Origin of the sequence: Micromonospora sp. DT31 (genome assembly GCF_049841795.1) — a bacterium.
GTDB lineage: Bacteria > Actinomycetota > Actinomycetes > Mycobacteriales > Micromonosporaceae > Micromonospora.
Genome location: NZ_JBNCKZ010000008.1, coordinates 113,000 through 128,601 on the forward strand (window position 1 = coordinate 113,000; position 15,602 = coordinate 128,601).

Here is a 15,602-nt window from a genome sequence, read left to right on the forward strand (position 1 = left end):
GGCGCATGACCGCCGTCTGGGAGAACCTGACCATCGACGCCCGGGATCCGTCCCGGCTCGCCCGCTGGTGGGCGGAGGCGCTGGGCTATCAGGTGATCTCCGACAAGCCGGACGAGGTGGAGATCCGCCGGACCCCCGACACGATGCCCGGTCTCGTCTTCGTCCCGGTCCCCGGGCTGAAGGAGGGGAAGAACCGGCTGCACATCGACCTGCGTCCGACCGACCTGGAGGCCGAGGTGGAGCGCCTGGTCGACATGGGCGCCCGGCACGTCGACATCGGCCAGGGGGACGTGGGGTGGACGGTGCTCGCCGACCCGGAGGGCAACGAGTTCTGCGTGTTGCATGCCCGCTGACGACGCGGCCCGGTTGGTCGCGGAGCCCCCGAAGGACACCGGGCACGGGCGGTCGCCGTTCGAGCGGGACCGGGCGCGGGTGCTGCACTCGGCGGCGTTCCGCCGGCTCGCCGCGAAGACCCAGGTGCACGTCGCCGGCACCGACGACTTCCTGCGTACCCGGCTGACCCACTCGCTGGAGGTGGCGCAGATCGCCCGGGAGATGGGTGCCCGGCTCGGCTGCGACCCGGACGTGGTGGACACCGCCGGGCTGGCCCACGACCTGGGCCACCCGCCGTTCGGGCACAACGGCGAGGCCGCGTTGGACGAGCTGGCCGCCGGCTGCGGCGGTTTCGAGGGCAACGCGCAGACCCTGCGGGTGCTCACCCGGCTGGAGGCCAAGGTGCTCACCGACGACGGGCGCTCGGCCGGGCTGAACCTGACCCGGGCCGCGCTCGACGCGGTCAGCAAGTATCCGTGGCCGCGCCGACCCGGCGAGCGCAAGTTCGGCGTGTACGCCGACGACCGCCCGGTCTTCGACTGGCTGCGCGCCGGCGCTCCGTCCGGTTCCCGGCGCTGCCTGGAGGCCCAGGTGATGGACTGGGCCGACGACGTGGCGTACTCGGTGCACGATGTCGAGGACGGCATCCACGGCGGGTACGTCGACTTGGGCCCGCTGTTGGCCGACCCGGACGAGCGGCGGGCGCTGTGCGCCGACGTGGCCACCACCTACTCCGGCGAGGAGCCGGCGGACCTGGGTGAGGTGCTTGACGACCTGCTCGCCGATCCGGCGCTCGCCCCGCTGGCCGCGTACGACGGCAGCCATCGCGCCCTCGCCGCGTTGAAGGGCACCACGAGCGTGCTCACCGGCCGTTTCGTCTCGGGAGTGGTGTCCGCCACCGTGCGGCGCCACGGGCCCGGCCCGCACCGTCGCTACGCCGCCGACCTGGTGGTGCCGCGTCGGCTCCGGGCGCAGTGCGCGCTGCTCAAGGGCATCGCCTTGCGGTACGTGATGCGCCGCCCCGGCGCGACGGAGCGCTACGCGCGGCAGCAGGAGGTTCTCGCCGGTCTGGTCGGCGCGTTGCGGGACCGGGCGCCGGACGCGTTGGACCCGGTGTTCGCGCCGCTGTGGCGGGCGGCGGCGGACGACGCGCAGCGGCGGCGCGTGGTGATCGACCAGGTCGCCTCGCTCACCGACCCGGCCGCCCTGGCCTGGCACGACCGCCTGGTGCCCGCACGACGCTGACCGCACCACCCCGGAGCCGGGGAAGTAGTGAGGTTAGCCTAAGCGCATGACGGATCGTCCGAAGATGCTCACCGCCGCCACGGTCGTCCGGACCGCGCGGCCCACCCCGCACCTGATCCGGCTCGTGCTGGGCGGCCCCGAGCTGGCCGGCCTGCCGGTGGGCGCGCACACCGACCACTACGTGAAGTTCGTCTTCCCGCCGGACGGGGTGACCTATCCGCACCCGGTGGACATGGCCACCATCAAGCGGGAGTACCCGGCGCGGCAGTGGCCGCGACTGCGGGCGTACACGGTGCGGGCCTGGGACGCGGCGGCCGGCGAGATGACCGTGGACGTGGTGCACCACGGCGACGCGGGGCTGGCTGGCCCGTGGGCGGCGGCGTTGCGCCCCGGGGACCGGGTGCTGTTCGCCGGGCCGGGTGGCGCGTACGCGCCGGACCCGACCGCCGACTGGCATCTGCTGGCCGGTGACGAGAGCGCGTTGCCGGCGATCGCCGCCGCCCTGGAGCGGCTGCCGGCCGGCGCGCGCGCGGTCGCGTACGTCGAGGTGGACGGCCCGGCCGACGAGATGCCGCTGGCCAGCGCCGGCGATGTGGAGCTCCGCTGGCTGCACCGCGCCGGCCGCCCGTTCGGCGCGGCGCTTGTCGAGGCGGTGCGGGCGTTGGAGTTCCCGCCCGGCCGGGTGCACGCGTTCGTGCACGGGGAGGCCGGGGCGGTCAAGGAGCTTCGCCGGCTGCTGCGGATGGAGCGTGGCGTGCCCCGGGGTGACCTGTCCATCTCCGGCTACTGGCGGCAGGGCATGGACGACGAGGGCTGGCGTTCCTCCAAGCCGGCCTGGAACGCCGCCGTGGAGGCCGAGGAGGCCGCTGCCGTCCCGGCCTGACGGGGTTCCTGCGCGTTCCGGCCCGGCGGTGCGCCAGCCCGCCCACGATGGGGTCATGACAGGACAAGTGGGGCGGCCCGCGACCCAGCCGGTCGACCGGGTGGTGTTCGGGGTCGGGGTCGCCGGTGTGCTGGCCGTGGTGGCGTGGGGCGGGTTCGCCGGGGGCTCGCTGGCCCGGTTCGGCGAGTCCGGCCTGGCCTGGACCGTCAGCACGTTCGGCTGGTTCTTCGTGGTCGCGGCCGACGCCTTCCTGGTGCTGGCGGTGGTCATCGCCGCCTCCCGGTTCGGCCGGATCCGGCTGGGCGCCGACGACGACGAGCCGGAGTTCGAGACGCTGGCCTGGATCGCCATGATGTTCAGCGCCGGCATGGGCATCGGCCTGGTGTTCTTCGCCGTGGCCGAACCGATCCAGCACTACGCCGCGCCGCCGCCTGCCTCCGGCGTCGAGCCGCAGACCGGCGCCGCCGCCGCGACGGCCATGCAGTACACGCTCTTCCACTGGACCCTGCACCCGTGGGGCATCTACGCGGTCGCGGCGCTGGCGCTGGCGTACTCGACCTTCCGCAAGGGGCGGGGCAACCGGATCTCCTCGGCGTTCGCGCCGCTGCTCGGTGCGCGGACCGACGGCGCGCTCGGTCGCGCGATCGACCTGCTGGCCGTCTTCGCCACCGTGTTCGGCTCCGCGACCAGTCTCGGGCTGGGCGCGCTCCAGGTGGCGGCGGGCCTGGACCTGGTGGCCGGCGTGCCGGACAGCCGGGCGGTCGAGGTGGCGATCATCGCCGCACTCACGCTTGCCTTCGTCGTCTCCGCCTTCTCCGGCCTGCACCGCGGCGTCAAGTGGTTGTCCACCACGAACGTGCTGATCGCCGTCGTGTTGATGGTGTTCGTGTTCGTGGTCGGGCCCACCGTCTACACGCTTGAGGTGCTGCCGGCCTCGATCGGTGACTACCTGAGTGGCCTGGTGCGGATGTCGACGCGGACCGGGGCGTTCTCCGACCCGGCCTGGCTGGGCTCGTGGACCATCTTCTACTGGGCGTGGTGGATCTCCTGGGCGCCGTTCGTGGGCACGTTCATCGCCCGCATCTCGCGCGGGCGTACGGTCCGCCAGTTCCTGATCGGCGTGCTGCTGGTGCCCAGCGGCGCGAGCACGGTCTGGTTCGCGGTGCTGGGCGGCAGCGCCCTGCGTGCCCAGACCACCGGCAGCCGAGACCTGGTGGCCGACGTGGAAGCCGGCTCCGAGCAGGCGTTGTTCGGGCTGCTCGACACGCTGCCGCTGGCCACGCTGACAAGCGTGCTCGCCATGGTGCTCATCGCCCTCTACTTCGTCACCAGCGCCGACTCGGCGTCGCTGGTGCTCGGCTCGCTCAGCTCGCGTGGCGCACTGCGGCCGCACCGCGGGCTGGTGGTGCTCTGGGGCGTGCTGATCGGCGCGGTGGCGGCGGCGTTGCTGCTGGCCGGCGGCCTGGCCGCGTTGCAACAGGCGACCATCCTGGTCGCGTTGCCGTTCGTGGTGGTGATGCTGGGCCTGGCGGTCGCGGTGCTCCGGGAGATGGCCGCCGATCCGATGCTGCGCGCCGGGCCCCGACCCCGCCGCGCGGGCCTGGCCGCCGCGGTGAACGCCGCCCGGTCGTACGAGGAGGAGGACCCGGCGCCCGTCACCCGCTGGTTCCACCGTCCGCGCCACTGAGTGGGGGTACCTCGGTTTGTAGTATGAGTGCTACATTCCAAGGTATGACTGTGGTTGAACATCCGGGGGTCGCCGCGTCCTCCCGGCCTCCCGACGAGGATCTCGTCCTCGACGTCCGCGACCTGCGTATGCGCTACGGCGCCGTCGACGTGCTGCACGGCGTCGACCTCACCGCCCGGCGGGGCGAGGTGGTGGCGTTGCTCGGACCCAACGGCGCGGGCAAGACGACCACCATCGAGATCCTGGAGGGCTTCCGGCTGCCCTCGGCCGGCACGATCCAGGTGCTCGGCGTCGATCCCGCCCACGGTGACGAGCGGTGGCGTGCCCGGCTGGGCGTGGTGCTCCAGTCCTGGCGCGACCACGGCAAGTGGCGGGTCCGTGAGCTGCTCGCCCACCTCGGCGACTTCTACGCGCCGTACGCCACCGACCGGAGCCCGCGCCCGTGGCCGGTCGACGACCTGCTGGCCACCGTCGGCCTGACCGCGCACGCCGGCAGCCGGGTGGCCCGGCTCTCCGGCGGCCAGCGTCGCCGCCTCGACGTGGCGGTCGGCATCGTGGGCCGGCCGGAACTGCTCTTCCTGGACGAGCCGACGGTCGGCTTCGACCCGGCCGCCCGGCGCGAGTTCCACGAGCTGGTGCACCGACTCGCCGACCTGGACGAGACCACGATCGTGCTGACCACCCACGACCTGGCCGAGGCGGAGAAGCTGGCCGACCGCATCCTCATCCTGGCCGGCGGCCGGATCATCGCCGAGGGCTCGCCGGACCAGCTCGCCCGGCGAGTCGCGGGGGACGCCGAGGTCCGCTGGACCCGCGCCGGCGAGCGGTACGTGCACTGCACCGCCGATGCCACCGCGTTCCTGCGCGACCTGCTCCGCGAGCACGGCGATCGGGTGGGGGAGCTGGAGGTGCGCCGGGCCAGCCTGGAGGACGCCTATCTGGCCCTGGTGCACGAGGAGGAGACCGGCATCCGCACCGGGCGGGCCGAGCGGGTGTGGCAGCAGGAGGCGAACCGATGAACCCGACCACGAACGCGCTGCGCGCCGGGCTGCGGCGTGGCCTGATCGAGCTGCGCGCCACGTTCACCAACGGCCAGGATCTCTGGACCTACTTCTTCCCCACCGTGGTGCTGCTGGTCGCCGTGTTCTGGATGCGCGGTTCGACAGTGCCCGGCACCGACTTCTCGCTCGGCGCCCGTACGCTGCCCAGCGCGCTCGGCATGGGCCTGCTCTTCGGCGGCCTGCTCGGGCTGGCCAACCAGCTCGTGATCGACCGGGAGGACGGCACGCTGCTGCGCGCCAAGGCGATCCCGGACGGCATGCTCGGCTACCTGGTCGGCAAGATCGTGCTGGTCTCGGCGGTCGCGTTGATCGGCGTGGCCATCCAGCTCACCCCAGGGCTGTTCTTCCTCGACGGGCTGCGGCTCGGCGATCCCGGTGCCTGGCTCACCCTGGCCTGGGTGGTGCCGCTCGGCCTGGTCGCGACGCTGCCGCTGGGGGCGGTGATCGGCTCGCTGATCGAGAACCCGCGCAACATGGGCCTGGTGGTGATGCCGATCTTCGGTCTGATCGCCCTGTCCGGCATCTTCTCTCCGATCAACGGCCTGCCCGGCTGGCTCCAGGGCGTCGCCCAGGTGTTCCCGCTCTACTGGCTAGGCTTGGGCATGCGCTCGGCGCTGCTCCCCGCTGACCTCGCGGCGGTCGAACTCGGCGGCTCCTGGCGGCACCTGGAGACGGTCGGCGTGCTCGGCGCCTGGGCGGTGCTCGGGCTCGTGCTGGCCCCGGTGGTGCTGCGCCGGATGGCCCGCCGGGAGTCCGGCTCGCGGGTCGCCGCCCGGCGGGAGCGGGCCATGCAGCGGGTCGGATGAGAGGGCGTCGATGAGCGAGACCGTGCACAACCGGATCGCGGTGCTGCGCGCCGAACGGGGCGTCTCCCGGCGGCAGCTCGCCGACGCGCTCGGTGTGCACTACCAGACCGTCGGCTACCTGGAGCGCGGTGAGTTCCGGCCCAGCCTGCACCTGGCGCTGCGCATCGCCGCGTACTTCGAGGTGCCGGTCGAGGTGGTCTTCTCCATCGAGCCGTTCCCGCGCATCGGCGACCCCGCCGCCGCCCGCTCGGCCTGAGCCCGTGGGCGGGCGGGTCGGCCACCCGCCCGTCCCCCGGCCGCCGTGACGTCGGTCCGGCAGGGCAGGATGTAGGCCGAGGGGGGTGGCGGTCATGGCGGGGCGGATCCGGGACGAGGACATCGCGCTGGTCCGCGAGCGCACCTCCATCGCGGATGTCATCTCCGACGTGGTGACGCTCAGGTCGGCAGGCGGCGGCAACCTCAAGGGGCTCTGCCCGTTCCACGACGAGAAGAGCCCTTCGTTCAACGTCTCGCCCGCCCGCAACGTGTTCTACTGCTTCGGCTGCGGGGTCGGCGGCGACGCGATCAAGTTCCTGATGGACGCCGAGCACCTCAGCTTCGTCGAGTCCGTCGAGCGGCTCGCCGCCCGCGCCGGCATCCAGCTGCGATACGTCGAGGACGACCGGTCCGCGCCGCGTACCCGTCCGCAGCAGGGGCAGCGGCAGCGCCTGGTGGCCGCGCACGCCGCCGCCGTCGAGTTCTACCGGGCCCAGCTGACCACCGCCGGTGCCCGTCCGGCCCGGGAGTTCCTGGCGGCGCGCGGGTTCGACCGGGCCGCCGCCGAGCGCTACACCTGCGGGTTCGCCCCGGACGGGTGGGACCTGCTCACCAAGCACCTGCGCCAGCAGGGCTTCAGCCACGACGAGATGGTCACCGGCGGCCTGTCCCGTCCGGCCCGCTCCGGGTCGTTGATCGACAGGTTCCGCCGCCGGCTGATGTGGCCCATCCGGGACATCACCGGCGACGTGATCGGCTTCGGCGCGCGCAAGCTGTTCGACGACGACGACGGCCCGAAATACCTCAACACCCCCGAGACGCCGCTCTACAAGAAGTCGCACGTGCTCTACGGCATCGACCAGGCCAAGCGGGAGATCGCCAAGCAGGGCAAGGTGGTGGTGGTCGAGGGCTACACCGACGTGATGGCCTGCCACCTCGCCGACGTGCCGACCGCGGTGGCGACGTGCGGCACCGCGTTCGGCGGCGACCACATCTCGGTGCTGCGCCGGGTGCTGTTCGACAGCGACGAACGGGCCGGCGAGATCATCTTCACCTTCGACGGTGACGCGGCCGGTCAGAAGGCCGCGTTGCGGGCGTTCGAGGACGACCAGCGCTTCGTCGGGCGCACGTTCATCGCGGTCAGCCCCGACAACATGGACCCGTGCGAGCTGCGGCTGGCCAAGGGCGACCTGGCCGTACGCGACCTGGTGGCCCGCCGCGAGCCGCTCGTCGACTTCGCGCTGCGGCACGTGATCAGCCGGTTCGACCTGGACACCGTCGACGGGCGGGTCGAGGCCATGCGCCGCGCGGCCCCGCTGGTGGCCAAGATCAAGGATCGGGAGAAGCGCCCGGAGTACGTGCGCAAGCTGGCCGCCGACCTCGGCATGGAGATCGAGCCGGTGCAGCGGGCGGTGCTGGCCGCCACGCACGGCCAGCCGGCCGCCGGTCGCCCCGCCCCGAACCGGTCGGGCCCGGCCGTGGCGGCGGTGGACAGCCCGCGTTCCATGGTGGAGCGGGAGGCGCTCAAACTGGCGTTGCAGGAGCCGGTGCTCGCCGGGCCGATGTTCGATGCGGTCGAGGCGGGCGACTACCAGCACCCGGTGCACGTGGCGGTGCGCACCGCCATCGCCGCGGCCGGCGGCGCGGCCGGCGCCACCGGCGGCGCGGTATGGATCGAGCAGGTCCGCGACGCCTGCGACGACCTGGCCGGCCAGGCGCTGGTCGGTGAACTGGCGGTGGACCCGTTGCGCATCGACGGCGAGCCCGACCCGCGCTACGTCTCGGTCACCATGGCCCGGCTCCAGTGGAGTTCGGTCACCGGCCGGATTCGTGACCTGAAGTCGAAGATCCAGCGGGTCAACCCGGTGAGTCACAAGGACGAATACTTCGCCCTGTTCGGGGAGTTGCTCTCGCTGGAACAACACGCGCGGGCGCTGCGCGAGCAGGCCGCCGGAGGTTTGTGATGGGTTTGTTCAGACGCCGCCCGAAGCTGCCGTCGGCCGACCGGCCGCCGCTGACCGCCGACGAGCGGGTGCTGGCCTGGGCCGCCGCCGGCAAGGGTGACGGTGCCGGTGAGGGCGTGCTGGTGGCCACCAACCGCGGGCTCTGGCTGCCCGGCCGGGCGGAGCGTCTCGGCTGGCACGACGTCCTCAAGGCGGTCTGGTCCGGCCGGGAACTCACCGTCACCCCGGCGGAGCCGCTCGCCGAGCGCGACGGCTACCTGGTCGTCGTCGACGGCCCGCCCGAAACCCACCTGCTGGTGGACCCGGGCGACCTGCCGCACCAGGTGCGGGCCCGGGTCACCGGTTCGGTGGCGTACACCGTGCACCACGAGGTGCCCGGCGGTGCCGGCCGGATCGCGGCCCGGCGGGTGTCCGGGGTGGACGGACTGACCTGGACGGTCCGCTACGACCCGGGCACGCCCGCCGACGACGAAGCGGTGGTCGCCGAGACCGACCGGCTGGTCGCGGAGGCGCGCGCCGCCACCACCCCCGCCGACGTCTGAGGCCCCGCCGGCCGGGGGAGTCGACGGCGCGGACCGTTCAGGTGCGTGGGCGGGCGCCGTCGAGGAAGAGCGCGACAACCCGGTCCGGCCCGGTGTCGTCGGTGAGGTCGGCCGCGCGGGCCAGGTGCAGGAACGCGTTCATCAGGAACTCGGGGTCGCCGGTGACGGCGCCCTCGGCCCGCGCGTCGGCGAAGAACCGGGTCACCGGCGCCAGCATCAGCGCGACGTAGAGGCCCGAGACGTGCTCGCTGGTCTCGGCGGAGACCAGCGGCAGCGTGTCGTAGATGCGCTGCTCGAAGGTGATCGCGTCGCCGTGCTGCCCGGCGGCGACGGCGGCGAGCGCGTGCAGCCGTCGCGTCACGTCGCCGGGTCCGGTCAGCGCTGCCGAGATCCGGCCGCCGACGTCCCGGATGTACCGTTCCGCCACCGCGATGTAGAGGTCCTCCTTCCCGCCGGGGAAGTGGTGGTAGATGGACGGCTTCTGGATGCCCACGCTGCGGCCCACGCCGACCAGGGAGATGCCCTGGTAGCCGGTCGCGGCGAGCTGCTCGGCGAAGGCGTCCATGATCTGGGTGCGGGTGTCGGTGGGGTTCATCGGTTCTTTCTCACGTGCTGGAGGGCGAGGGCGCAGGCGGCGGTTCCGGCGACGGCGAGGGTGACGATCGCCGTGACGCCGATCGGGGCCGAGGTGAGCGCCGTGCCGTCGCCGAGCTGGCGGGCGGTGTCGACGATATAGGTGAGCGGGTTGACCCGGGCGATCAGGCGCATCCAGCCGGCGAGTTCGTCGACCGGCGCGAACACGCCGGTGAAGAACGACAGGCCGAACACGACGAGCGTGACCAGGTTGGTGGTCGAGGCCGAGGCCGACCGGATCGCGAGCGCCATGCTCAGCAGCGCCACGCCGAGACCCAGGGCCAGCATCAGCAGCAGCATCCCGGCGACGCCGGACCAGCTCGTGGGCCGGTAGCCGATAAGCGACGCGCCGGCGACCGTGACCGTCATCTGGAGTACGACAGCGATCAGCGCGGCGACGACCGGGCCGACGAGGAACGGTGTCGTGGTGCCGTGGGCGAGCCGCAGGCGGTCGAGGTATCCGCTGGTGATGTCGCCCAGCACCAGGGTGCCCGCCGCGCCCGCGCCGGTGGCGACGCCGGTGAGCAGGATCAGCGGCAGCAGGAACGCGACGAAACCCGTCCCGTCCAGGTAGGTGCTGCCCACGGCGTCGAGCTGCCCGGCGTAGACGAGCAGGAAGAACAGGGACTGGGCGACCGGGGCGACAAGCAGCGCGGGGGTACGGAGCACGGCCCGGGTCGAGCGTCCGATCGCCGCGAGGACGACCGGGGCAGGGGAGTGGCGGGGCGGGGTGAGCGCGAGCGGGAGCACGGTGTCGGGCCTTTCCGGGTGTGGTGGGGCACGCCTCAGCGGGCGGCGAGGGCGACGAAGACGTCGTCGAGGGACGGTTCGGCGAGCTGGAGCCGGGTGATGTCGGCGGCGGCCGCGCCCGTCTCGTGCAGGGCTGCCGTCAGCGCCCGCGGGTCGTCCGGGACGCTGAGGCGGACCCGGGCCGGACGGTCGGGGTCGGCCCGGAAACCGGCCTCGGAGGCGGCGGCGAGCGCGGTCGCGGCGGCGTCGTCGGACAGGTCGATCGTCAGCGTGCGGCTGCCCACGCGCTGCTTGAGCGACGCCGGTGAGCCCTGGGCGACCACCCGGCCGTCCCGGAGCACCGCGATCTCCGTGGCCAGCACGTCCGCCTCGTGGAGGTCCTGGGTGGAGATGAGCAGCGAGGTGCCGCCCTGGTTGAGGCGGGTCAGTTCGGTCCAGAAGTCGATGCGTGCGAGCGGGTCCAGGCCGGTGGTCGGCTCGTCCAGGATCACCACGGCCGGCTCGGCGACGAGCGCCACGGCCAGGTCCAGTTTCCGCCGGGTGCCGCCGGAGAGCGTGGCCACCCGGGACGAGCGGTGCTCACCCAGACCGAACAGGTCGACGAGTTCCCGCGTGCGGCGGGCTCGCTGCCGGCGGCCCAGCCCGAGCGCCACGCCGTGGAAGTCGAGCACCTCGACAGGCGAGGCGAGTGGGTCCAGGGCATTCGACTGCGGCGCGAGGCCGAGCAGGCGCCGGGCGTCCCGCGCCTGCGTCACCGTGTCGAACCCGCCGATGCGTACCGAGCCCGACGTCGGGGTGCGCAGCGTCGCGATGACCTCCAGCAGGGTCGACTTGCCCGCGCCGTTGTGGCCGAGCACGACAAAGCGGCTGCCCGGCGCGATGGCGAGGTCGAGCGCGCACAGGGCGTCCCGGTTCCGGTAGGTCTTGGTCAGGGCGGTGGCGAGCACGAGCGGGGTCATACCCCCACCCTACCGACCGGTCGGTAGGGTGGGGGTATGGGATGCCCCCGACCGCCGGATAACCGATCGTAATGTTCGGGACGGGCTGCTAGCGTCGCGGAATGTTCGCCACCGACCGCGTCCGGCTGCGGCCCCCCACGCCCGACGACGCGCCGAACATGTTCCGCCTGCACAGCGACCCCGAGCTGCACCTGATCACCGACGACGAGCCGTTCCTGCCGCACCACGTCGGCCAGGTCCGGGCCCGGCTGGAGAAACAGGTCACCGAGCCGCCCGACGGCCGGAGTTCGGTGTCGCTGCTGGCCGAGACCGTGGCCGACGGCACGTTCCTGGGCGGCGGCGTGCTGTGGGGGATCAACCCGTTCAGCCAGTTCGCCCACCTCGGCATCACGCTGCTCCCGGAGGCACGTGGCCAGGGATACGGCACCGACGTGATCCGCCTGCTCTGCCGGTACGGCTTCCGCAGCCGCAACCTCCGCCGTCTGGAGATCGAGACGCTGGCCGGCAACACCGCGATGCGGCGTACCGCCGAGGCGTGCGGCTTCACGCTCGAAGGCATCCAGCGCGAGCGCGAGTACGACGGCGACGGCTTCGCCGACATGGCCGTCTACGGGCTGCTCCGACGCGACTGGACGCCGTAGCCGGCGAGGCGACGCCCGTCCGCGCCGTGCCGCCGGCCGGCCCGGTCGGGCTCACGTTCCGCGGCACGCGCGGGTGGGCCGGCCCGGCCGGCCCACCGCACGTCACCTCGCCTCAGCCGGTGCGGTAGAAGCGGAGCGCACCAGGGTGCAGCGGAACCGCCCCGGTCGCCGCCGCACTGGCCCGGTTGAAGTTCGCCGCCTCCGGATGCACCCGGATCAGGTCGCCCTGCCACGTGAACAGCACCCGCGTCAGGTCGTACGCGAGCTGCTCGGGCATGTCCACCGGCACCACGAGCACGTTCGCCACCGTGATGGTGGGCGTCGGCTCGGGGGTGCCGTACACGTCCTTCGGCAGCGTGGCGGCGGTGTAGACCCCGCTGTAGCGGGCATCGAGCGGTTCGACCAACTCGGCGAGGGGCAGCAGCCGGAACTTTCCCGGTGCCGAGGAGAGCAGGTCCTTCACACCCGGCGTGGGCAGGCCGCCGGCGAAGAACATCGCATCGAGGTCGTTCGTGCGCATCTGCTTGACCGTTTCCGGCAGCGACAGGTTGAAGCGCTGGATGTCCCGGGTCGGGTCCATGCCGGCGGCGGTGAGCAGCCGCCCGGCGATGATGTCCGTACCGGACCTCGGCGAGCCGGTCGAGACGCGCTTGCCCCGCAGATCGGCGAAACTGTCGATCTTGCCTGAGGTCCGGACGATCACATGCGTGTAGTTGCTGTAGACCCGGGCCAGAGCCCGTACCGGCTGGGGCTGCTTGTCGAACGTCCCCCGCCCCTGGACCGCGTCCGACGCCGTGTCGGCCAGGCTGAACGCGATCTCCATGTCACCGCTGGCCACCCGGGTGATGTTCTCCACCGACGCCCCGGTCGGCTCTGCCCGCGCCTCGTAACCGGGCAGATGCTGGGTGATCAGGTCGGCGTACCCGCCGCCGAGCTGGTAGTAGACGCCCGTGGTGTTGCCGGTAGCCACGAAGATGCGCCCGTCGTGCCACACCTGCGAGTCGGGGCGCTCCGCGCCGCAACCCGCCACCAGCGCCAGCCCCACCAGCGCCGCCACCAGTCGCCGCCCGCGGCCGGTCACCGGCGGACCGCCGGTTCCAGCGCCTCCGCCACCCGCTGCACGAGCGTCGCCGTCTCGTAACCGATCTGCCCCAGGTCGCAGCCGGGGGCGGCGAGCACACCGAGCAGCGCCCGCTCGCCGACCGCCATCACCAGCAACACCCCGCCGTCCATGTCGACGATCTGCTGGCGTACCCGGCCGGCGGACATCAACCGGGCCGCACCCACGGTCAGGCTGGCCAGGCCGCTGATCACCGCGGAGAGCTGGTCGACCTGATCGTGGGAGAGGTCCGGGGACGACGCCAGCCGCAGCCCGTCCTCGGACACCGCGATCGCGTGTGAGACATCCGGCACCTGATCGGCGAAGTTCTTCAACAGCCAATCCAGGCCGGTCGAAACGGGTGAGGTCATGGTCTTCTCCCGGGGGGTGTGGTGTTCGGGGCACGGCGCGTCGCGCTGGCCACACCCTCGGCGAGGGCGGACAGCCTTGCACGTACCACTTCGGGGTCGAGTAGGTCCGTGGCGGGCTGCGGCGCGCCCACCGGGGGCATCGGCGCGGGCAGGTGCTCGCCGACCGGCCGCCGGGGCAGCCCGGCGCCGGTCGTGGGCGGCAGCGCGCTCACCGGCCGGACCCGCGACGTGCCCGGTGTCAGGGGCGCGTTGGCCTGTGGTCGCACCGTGGCGACGCCGCGCACCGGACCGCCGGCCGCTACCGCGCTGACCAGCTCGCGGGGGGCGGCCGGCGCGCCGGGCACGCCCTTGAACCACGGCGCCCCGCGTCCGTGTGCCCGCCGCTCGGCGGGCGGGCGGACCGACGCCGCCTCCACCCGGGTCAACACCGACTCCGGTACGTCGATCTGGGCGATCGTGCCGGCGCCGGGATTGTGCAACTGCACCCGGATGCCGTGTCGGGCGGCCAGGTGCGCCACCACGTGCAGGCCCATGCTGCCGGCGGCGGCGCTGGACAGCATGGCCGGGGCGGCCAGTCGTTCGTTGATCTCGGCGAGCCGCTTGTCGCTGATGCCGATGCCCTGGTCGTGCACGCGTAGCACCAGCCCGTCGATCGTGCGCCGGCCGTTGACCAGCACCCGCGAGTTCGGCGGCGAGTAGACGGTCGCGTTCTCCAGCAGCTCGGCCAGCAGGTGCACCAGGTTGCCGGCCGCCAAGCCGTGGACCGCCGCGGTCGGCACCTCGATCTCCACCCGCTGGTAGTCCTCGATCTCGGAGGCCGCCGCCCGCGCCACATCGTCCAGGAGCAACGCGCCCTCGTGCCCCCGGCCGGGCTCCCCGCCCGCGAGGACCAGCAGGTTCTCCCCGTTGCGGCGCAACCGGGCGGCCAGGTGGTCAAGCGCGAACAGGCGCGCCAGCGCGTCCGGGTCGGTCTCCTCGCGCTCGAAGTCGTCGAGCAGCCGCAACTGCCGGGTGATCAGGGTACGGATGCGCCGGGCCAGCGCCTCGGCCATCCGGGTCATGTCCAGGCGCAGCTCGGCCTGCTGGCCGGCGAGGCGCAGCGCGGCCCGGTTCACCGTGTCGAACGCCTCCGCGACCTGCGCCACCTCGTCGCGTCCCTGGCGGATGCCGGCGGTCATCCGGGTCGCCTGGCCCTCGGCCGGCGCCCCCACACCCGACGCGATCGAGGTGATCCGCTCCGGCAGTTCCCGGTTCGCCATGGTGAGCGCGGCGATCCGCAGTCGACGCAGGCGGCGGCTGGTACGCACCGCCAGCAGCACGGCGGTGGCCAGCGAGGCGAGCGCGACGGTGCTGGTCGCGCCGGCGGTCACTACCGCACGCAGGCGGGCCGTTCCGGCCAGGTCGGCCGCGTCCCGGTCCAGCCCGTCGGACAGTTCCCGGCCGAGCAGGTTGTAGCGGCGGATCGCGCCGCTCTGCGCCACGTACCATGCGTCGCCGTCGGTCCGAAGCGATCCGGGCGCGCCGTCGGAGTCCAGCACCGTGTCCCGGATGCGCCGGGCGGTCGTCACGTCCGTGCCGTCGACCAGGCGGTACCAGTCGGCGCGCGCCGACCCGGAGGCGATCCGGAGGAACTCGGCCTGCCGTTGTTCCCGCGCACCGCGCAGCCGACCCAGCCGACCCAACTCGCCGCGCTGCAGTCCACCTCGGACGAACACCGCGCGCAGCAGGTCACGCTCCAGCGCGGACAGGTGCTCCTGGGCGGCCACCGCGGCGACCTCACGGGCCTCGTTGGCCAGGTCCGCGTCGCGGAGCTGGCTGGGCAGCGCGTCCGCCACCGTGAGCAGCGACTCGACCAGCGACCCGTACGCCACGTCGCCGCGCTCGCCGGCCAACGCCAGCTCCCGGGTGGGCGACATCTGGTTGAGGCGTCCGTTCGCGTCGTCGAGCACCCCGGTCAGGTTCGGGGCGGCCCGGCGGGCGTCCCGGCCGGCCGAGCGGTAACGGTCGACAGCGGCGTCCACCCGACGCCGTTGGGCGTCGACGAGCGGCCGCCCGGCCGTGCCGCCACGCTGGCGCAGCGCGGCGGTCTCGGCGAGTTCGCGCTCCAGTTCGTGGACCAGCCGCACGGTGGCGGTGGCGGTGCCGGCCAGCACGCGGGCCCGGTCGGCGTCGGCGGACGCGTCGAGCGCGGAGCTGGTCTGCACCGCGCCGAGCACGACCAGGCCGGCCGTGGCCACCAGGATCGGGGCGAGCAGTTGGACGCGGACGGAGCGCAGGCGTCCGGTGCGGTCCGCGGAACGGTTGTGCCGGCGTACGCGGGCCGGATGGGGCAGCGGCACGTGGGTCTCCGGATCAGGGTCGGGCCGGGTCGGG

The 15,602-nt window shown here is 73.5% G+C and carries 16 protein-coding genes; 10 read left to right on the plus strand and 6 right to left on the minus strand.

The genetic code is table 11. From position 1 onward, the window contains the following. Positions 1–5 precede the first annotated feature (5 nt). The 9 genes from ACLQ2X_RS15910 to ACLQ2X_RS15950 all read left to right on the plus strand — a co-directional run bounded on the left by ACLQ2X_RS15910 (position 6) and on the right by ACLQ2X_RS15950 (position 8,776). Positions 6–353, plus strand: a complete 348-nt coding sequence (locus ACLQ2X_RS15910) for a VOC family protein (RefSeq protein ID WP_425681795.1) — start codon at positions 6–8, stop codon at positions 351–353. Beyond that, on the plus strand, positions 343–1,578 hold the full coding sequence (locus ACLQ2X_RS15915; RefSeq protein ID WP_425681796.1) for a deoxyguanosinetriphosphate triphosphohydrolase: 1,236 nt from the start codon (positions 343–345) through the stop codon (positions 1,576–1,578). Before ACLQ2X_RS15910 ends, ACLQ2X_RS15915 begins: the two co-directional genes overlap by 11 nt. 46 nt (positions 1,579–1,624) lie before the next feature. Next, a complete protein-coding gene (locus ACLQ2X_RS15920) occupies positions 1,625–2,461 on the plus strand; it encodes a siderophore-interacting protein (RefSeq protein WP_425681797.1) in 837 nt (278 codons plus the stop codon). 55 nt (positions 2,462–2,516) lie between these two features. After that, entirely contained in the window at positions 2,517–4,148 is a 1,632-nt protein-coding gene (locus tag ACLQ2X_RS15925) for a BCCT family transporter (protein ID WP_425681798.1), read from the plus strand. 44 nt (positions 4,149–4,192) lie between these two features. Beyond that, positions 4,193–5,167 (plus strand): ABC transporter ATP-binding protein, encoded by a 975-nt coding sequence (locus ACLQ2X_RS15930; protein WP_425681799.1) that lies wholly within the window; start codon positions 4,193–4,195, stop codon positions 5,165–5,167. After that, positions 5,164–6,015: an ABC transporter permease gene (locus ACLQ2X_RS15935; RefSeq protein ID WP_425681800.1), complete on the plus strand. Its 852-nt coding sequence runs from the start codon at positions 5,164–5,166 to the stop codon at positions 6,013–6,015. The genes ACLQ2X_RS15930 and ACLQ2X_RS15935 overlap by 4 nt, the downstream gene beginning before the upstream one ends. A 10-nt stretch (positions 6,016–6,025) precedes the next feature. After that, positions 6,026–6,271 (plus strand): helix-turn-helix transcriptional regulator, encoded by a 246-nt coding sequence (locus tag ACLQ2X_RS15940; protein ID WP_357388648.1) that lies wholly within the window; start codon positions 6,026–6,028, stop codon positions 6,269–6,271. Positions 6,272–6,365: 94 nt separating this feature from the next. Then, positions 6,366–8,234, plus strand: coding sequence for a DNA primase (dnaG, locus tag ACLQ2X_RS15945; protein ID WP_425681801.1), 1,869 nt, complete (start codon positions 6,366–6,368; stop codon positions 8,232–8,234). Next, positions 8,234–8,776, plus strand: a complete 543-nt coding sequence (locus tag ACLQ2X_RS15950; RefSeq protein WP_425681802.1) for a hypothetical protein — start codon at positions 8,234–8,236, stop codon at positions 8,774–8,776. Before dnaG ends, ACLQ2X_RS15950 begins: the two co-directional genes overlap by 1 nt. Positions 8,777–8,813: 37 nt before the next feature. Here the strand turns inward: ACLQ2X_RS15950 and ACLQ2X_RS15955 are convergent, their stop codons facing one another. From ACLQ2X_RS15955 to ACLQ2X_RS15965, 3 genes are read right to left on the minus strand one after another with little or no spacing between them, the layout of a single operon-like run. Next, positions 8,814–9,371 (minus strand): TetR/AcrR family transcriptional regulator, encoded by a 558-nt coding sequence (locus ACLQ2X_RS15955; RefSeq protein ID WP_425681803.1) that lies wholly within the window; start codon positions 9,369–9,371, stop codon positions 8,814–8,816. Then, the gene (locus ACLQ2X_RS15960; RefSeq protein WP_425681804.1) at positions 9,368–10,159 is read right to left on the minus strand and encodes an ABC transporter permease; all 792 of its coding nucleotides are present in this window, start codon (positions 10,157–10,159) and stop codon (positions 9,368–9,370) included. The genes ACLQ2X_RS15955 and ACLQ2X_RS15960 overlap by 4 nt, the downstream gene beginning before the upstream one ends. A gap of 35 nt (positions 10,160–10,194) precedes the next feature. Then, complete coding sequence (locus ACLQ2X_RS15965; RefSeq protein ID WP_425681805.1) at positions 10,195–11,118, minus strand: ATP-binding cassette domain-containing protein; 924 nt, start codon at positions 11,116–11,118, stop codon at positions 10,195–10,197. A 101-nt stretch (positions 11,119–11,219) separates the two neighbouring features. Here ACLQ2X_RS15965 and ACLQ2X_RS15970 point away from each other — a divergent pair, with 101 nt between their 5' ends. Further along, a complete protein-coding gene (locus ACLQ2X_RS15970) occupies positions 11,220–11,759 on the plus strand; it encodes a GNAT family N-acetyltransferase (RefSeq protein ID WP_425681806.1) in 540 nt (179 codons plus the stop codon). A gap of 112 nt (positions 11,760–11,871) precedes the next feature. Here the strand turns inward: ACLQ2X_RS15970 and ACLQ2X_RS15975 are convergent, their stop codons facing one another. Genes ACLQ2X_RS15975 through ACLQ2X_RS15985 form a run of 3 tightly spaced genes read right to left on the minus strand, consistent with a single transcriptional unit; the run spans position 11,872 to position 15,568 of the window. Next, the gene (locus tag ACLQ2X_RS15975) at positions 11,872–12,840 is read right to left on the minus strand and encodes a TAXI family TRAP transporter solute-binding subunit (protein WP_425681807.1); all 969 of its coding nucleotides are present in this window, start codon (positions 12,838–12,840) and stop codon (positions 11,872–11,874) included. Next, a complete protein-coding gene (locus ACLQ2X_RS15980) occupies positions 12,837–13,229 on the minus strand; it encodes a roadblock/LC7 domain-containing protein (RefSeq protein ID WP_425681808.1) in 393 nt (130 codons plus the stop codon). Before ACLQ2X_RS15980 ends, ACLQ2X_RS15975 begins: the two co-directional genes overlap by 4 nt. Next, positions 13,226–15,568 (minus strand): nitrate- and nitrite sensing domain-containing protein, encoded by a 2,343-nt coding sequence (locus ACLQ2X_RS15985; protein WP_425681809.1) that lies wholly within the window; start codon positions 15,566–15,568, stop codon positions 13,226–13,228. The genes ACLQ2X_RS15980 and ACLQ2X_RS15985 overlap by 4 nt, the downstream gene beginning before the upstream one ends. Between the last annotated feature and the right edge of the window lie 34 nt (positions 15,569–15,602).

Excerpts from the sequence above, each read along its gene's own strand:
- ACLQ2X_RS15910 (WP_425681795.1), top strand. The coding sequence starts at position 6 with ATGACCGCCGTCTGGGAGAACCTGACCATCGACGCCCGGGATCCGTCC.
- ACLQ2X_RS15915 (WP_425681796.1), top strand. The coding sequence starts at position 343 with ATGCCCGCTGACGACGCGGCCCGGTTGGTCGCGGAGCCCCCGAAGGAC.
- ACLQ2X_RS15920 (WP_425681797.1), top strand. The coding sequence starts at position 1,625 with ATGACGGATCGTCCGAAGATGCTCACCGCCGCCACGGTCGTCCGGACC.
- ACLQ2X_RS15925 (WP_425681798.1), top strand. The coding sequence starts at position 2,517 with ATGACAGGACAAGTGGGGCGGCCCGCGACCCAGCCGGTCGACCGGGTG.
- ACLQ2X_RS15930 (WP_425681799.1), top strand. The coding sequence starts at position 4,193 with ATGACTGTGGTTGAACATCCGGGGGTCGCCGCGTCCTCCCGGCCTCCC.
- ACLQ2X_RS15935 (WP_425681800.1), top strand. The coding sequence starts at position 5,164 with ATGAACCCGACCACGAACGCGCTGCGCGCCGGGCTGCGGCGTGGCCTG.
- ACLQ2X_RS15940 (WP_357388648.1), top strand. The coding sequence starts at position 6,026 with ATGAGCGAGACCGTGCACAACCGGATCGCGGTGCTGCGCGCCGAACGG.
- dnaG (WP_425681801.1), top strand. The coding sequence starts at position 6,366 with ATGGCGGGGCGGATCCGGGACGAGGACATCGCGCTGGTCCGCGAGCGC.
- ACLQ2X_RS15950 (WP_425681802.1), top strand. The coding sequence starts at position 8,234 with ATGGGTTTGTTCAGACGCCGCCCGAAGCTGCCGTCGGCCGACCGGCCG.
- ACLQ2X_RS15955 (WP_425681803.1), bottom strand. The coding sequence starts at position 9,371 with ATGAACCCCACCGACACCCGCACCCAGATCATGGACGCCTTCGCCGAG.
- ACLQ2X_RS15965 (WP_425681805.1), bottom strand. The coding sequence starts at position 11,118 with ATGACCCCGCTCGTGCTCGCCACCGCCCTGACCAAGACCTACCGGAAC.
- ACLQ2X_RS15970 (WP_425681806.1), top strand. The coding sequence starts at position 11,220 with ATGTTCGCCACCGACCGCGTCCGGCTGCGGCCCCCCACGCCCGACGAC.
- ACLQ2X_RS15980 (WP_425681808.1), bottom strand. The coding sequence starts at position 13,229 with ATGACCTCACCCGTTTCGACCGGCCTGGATTGGCTGTTGAAGAACTTC.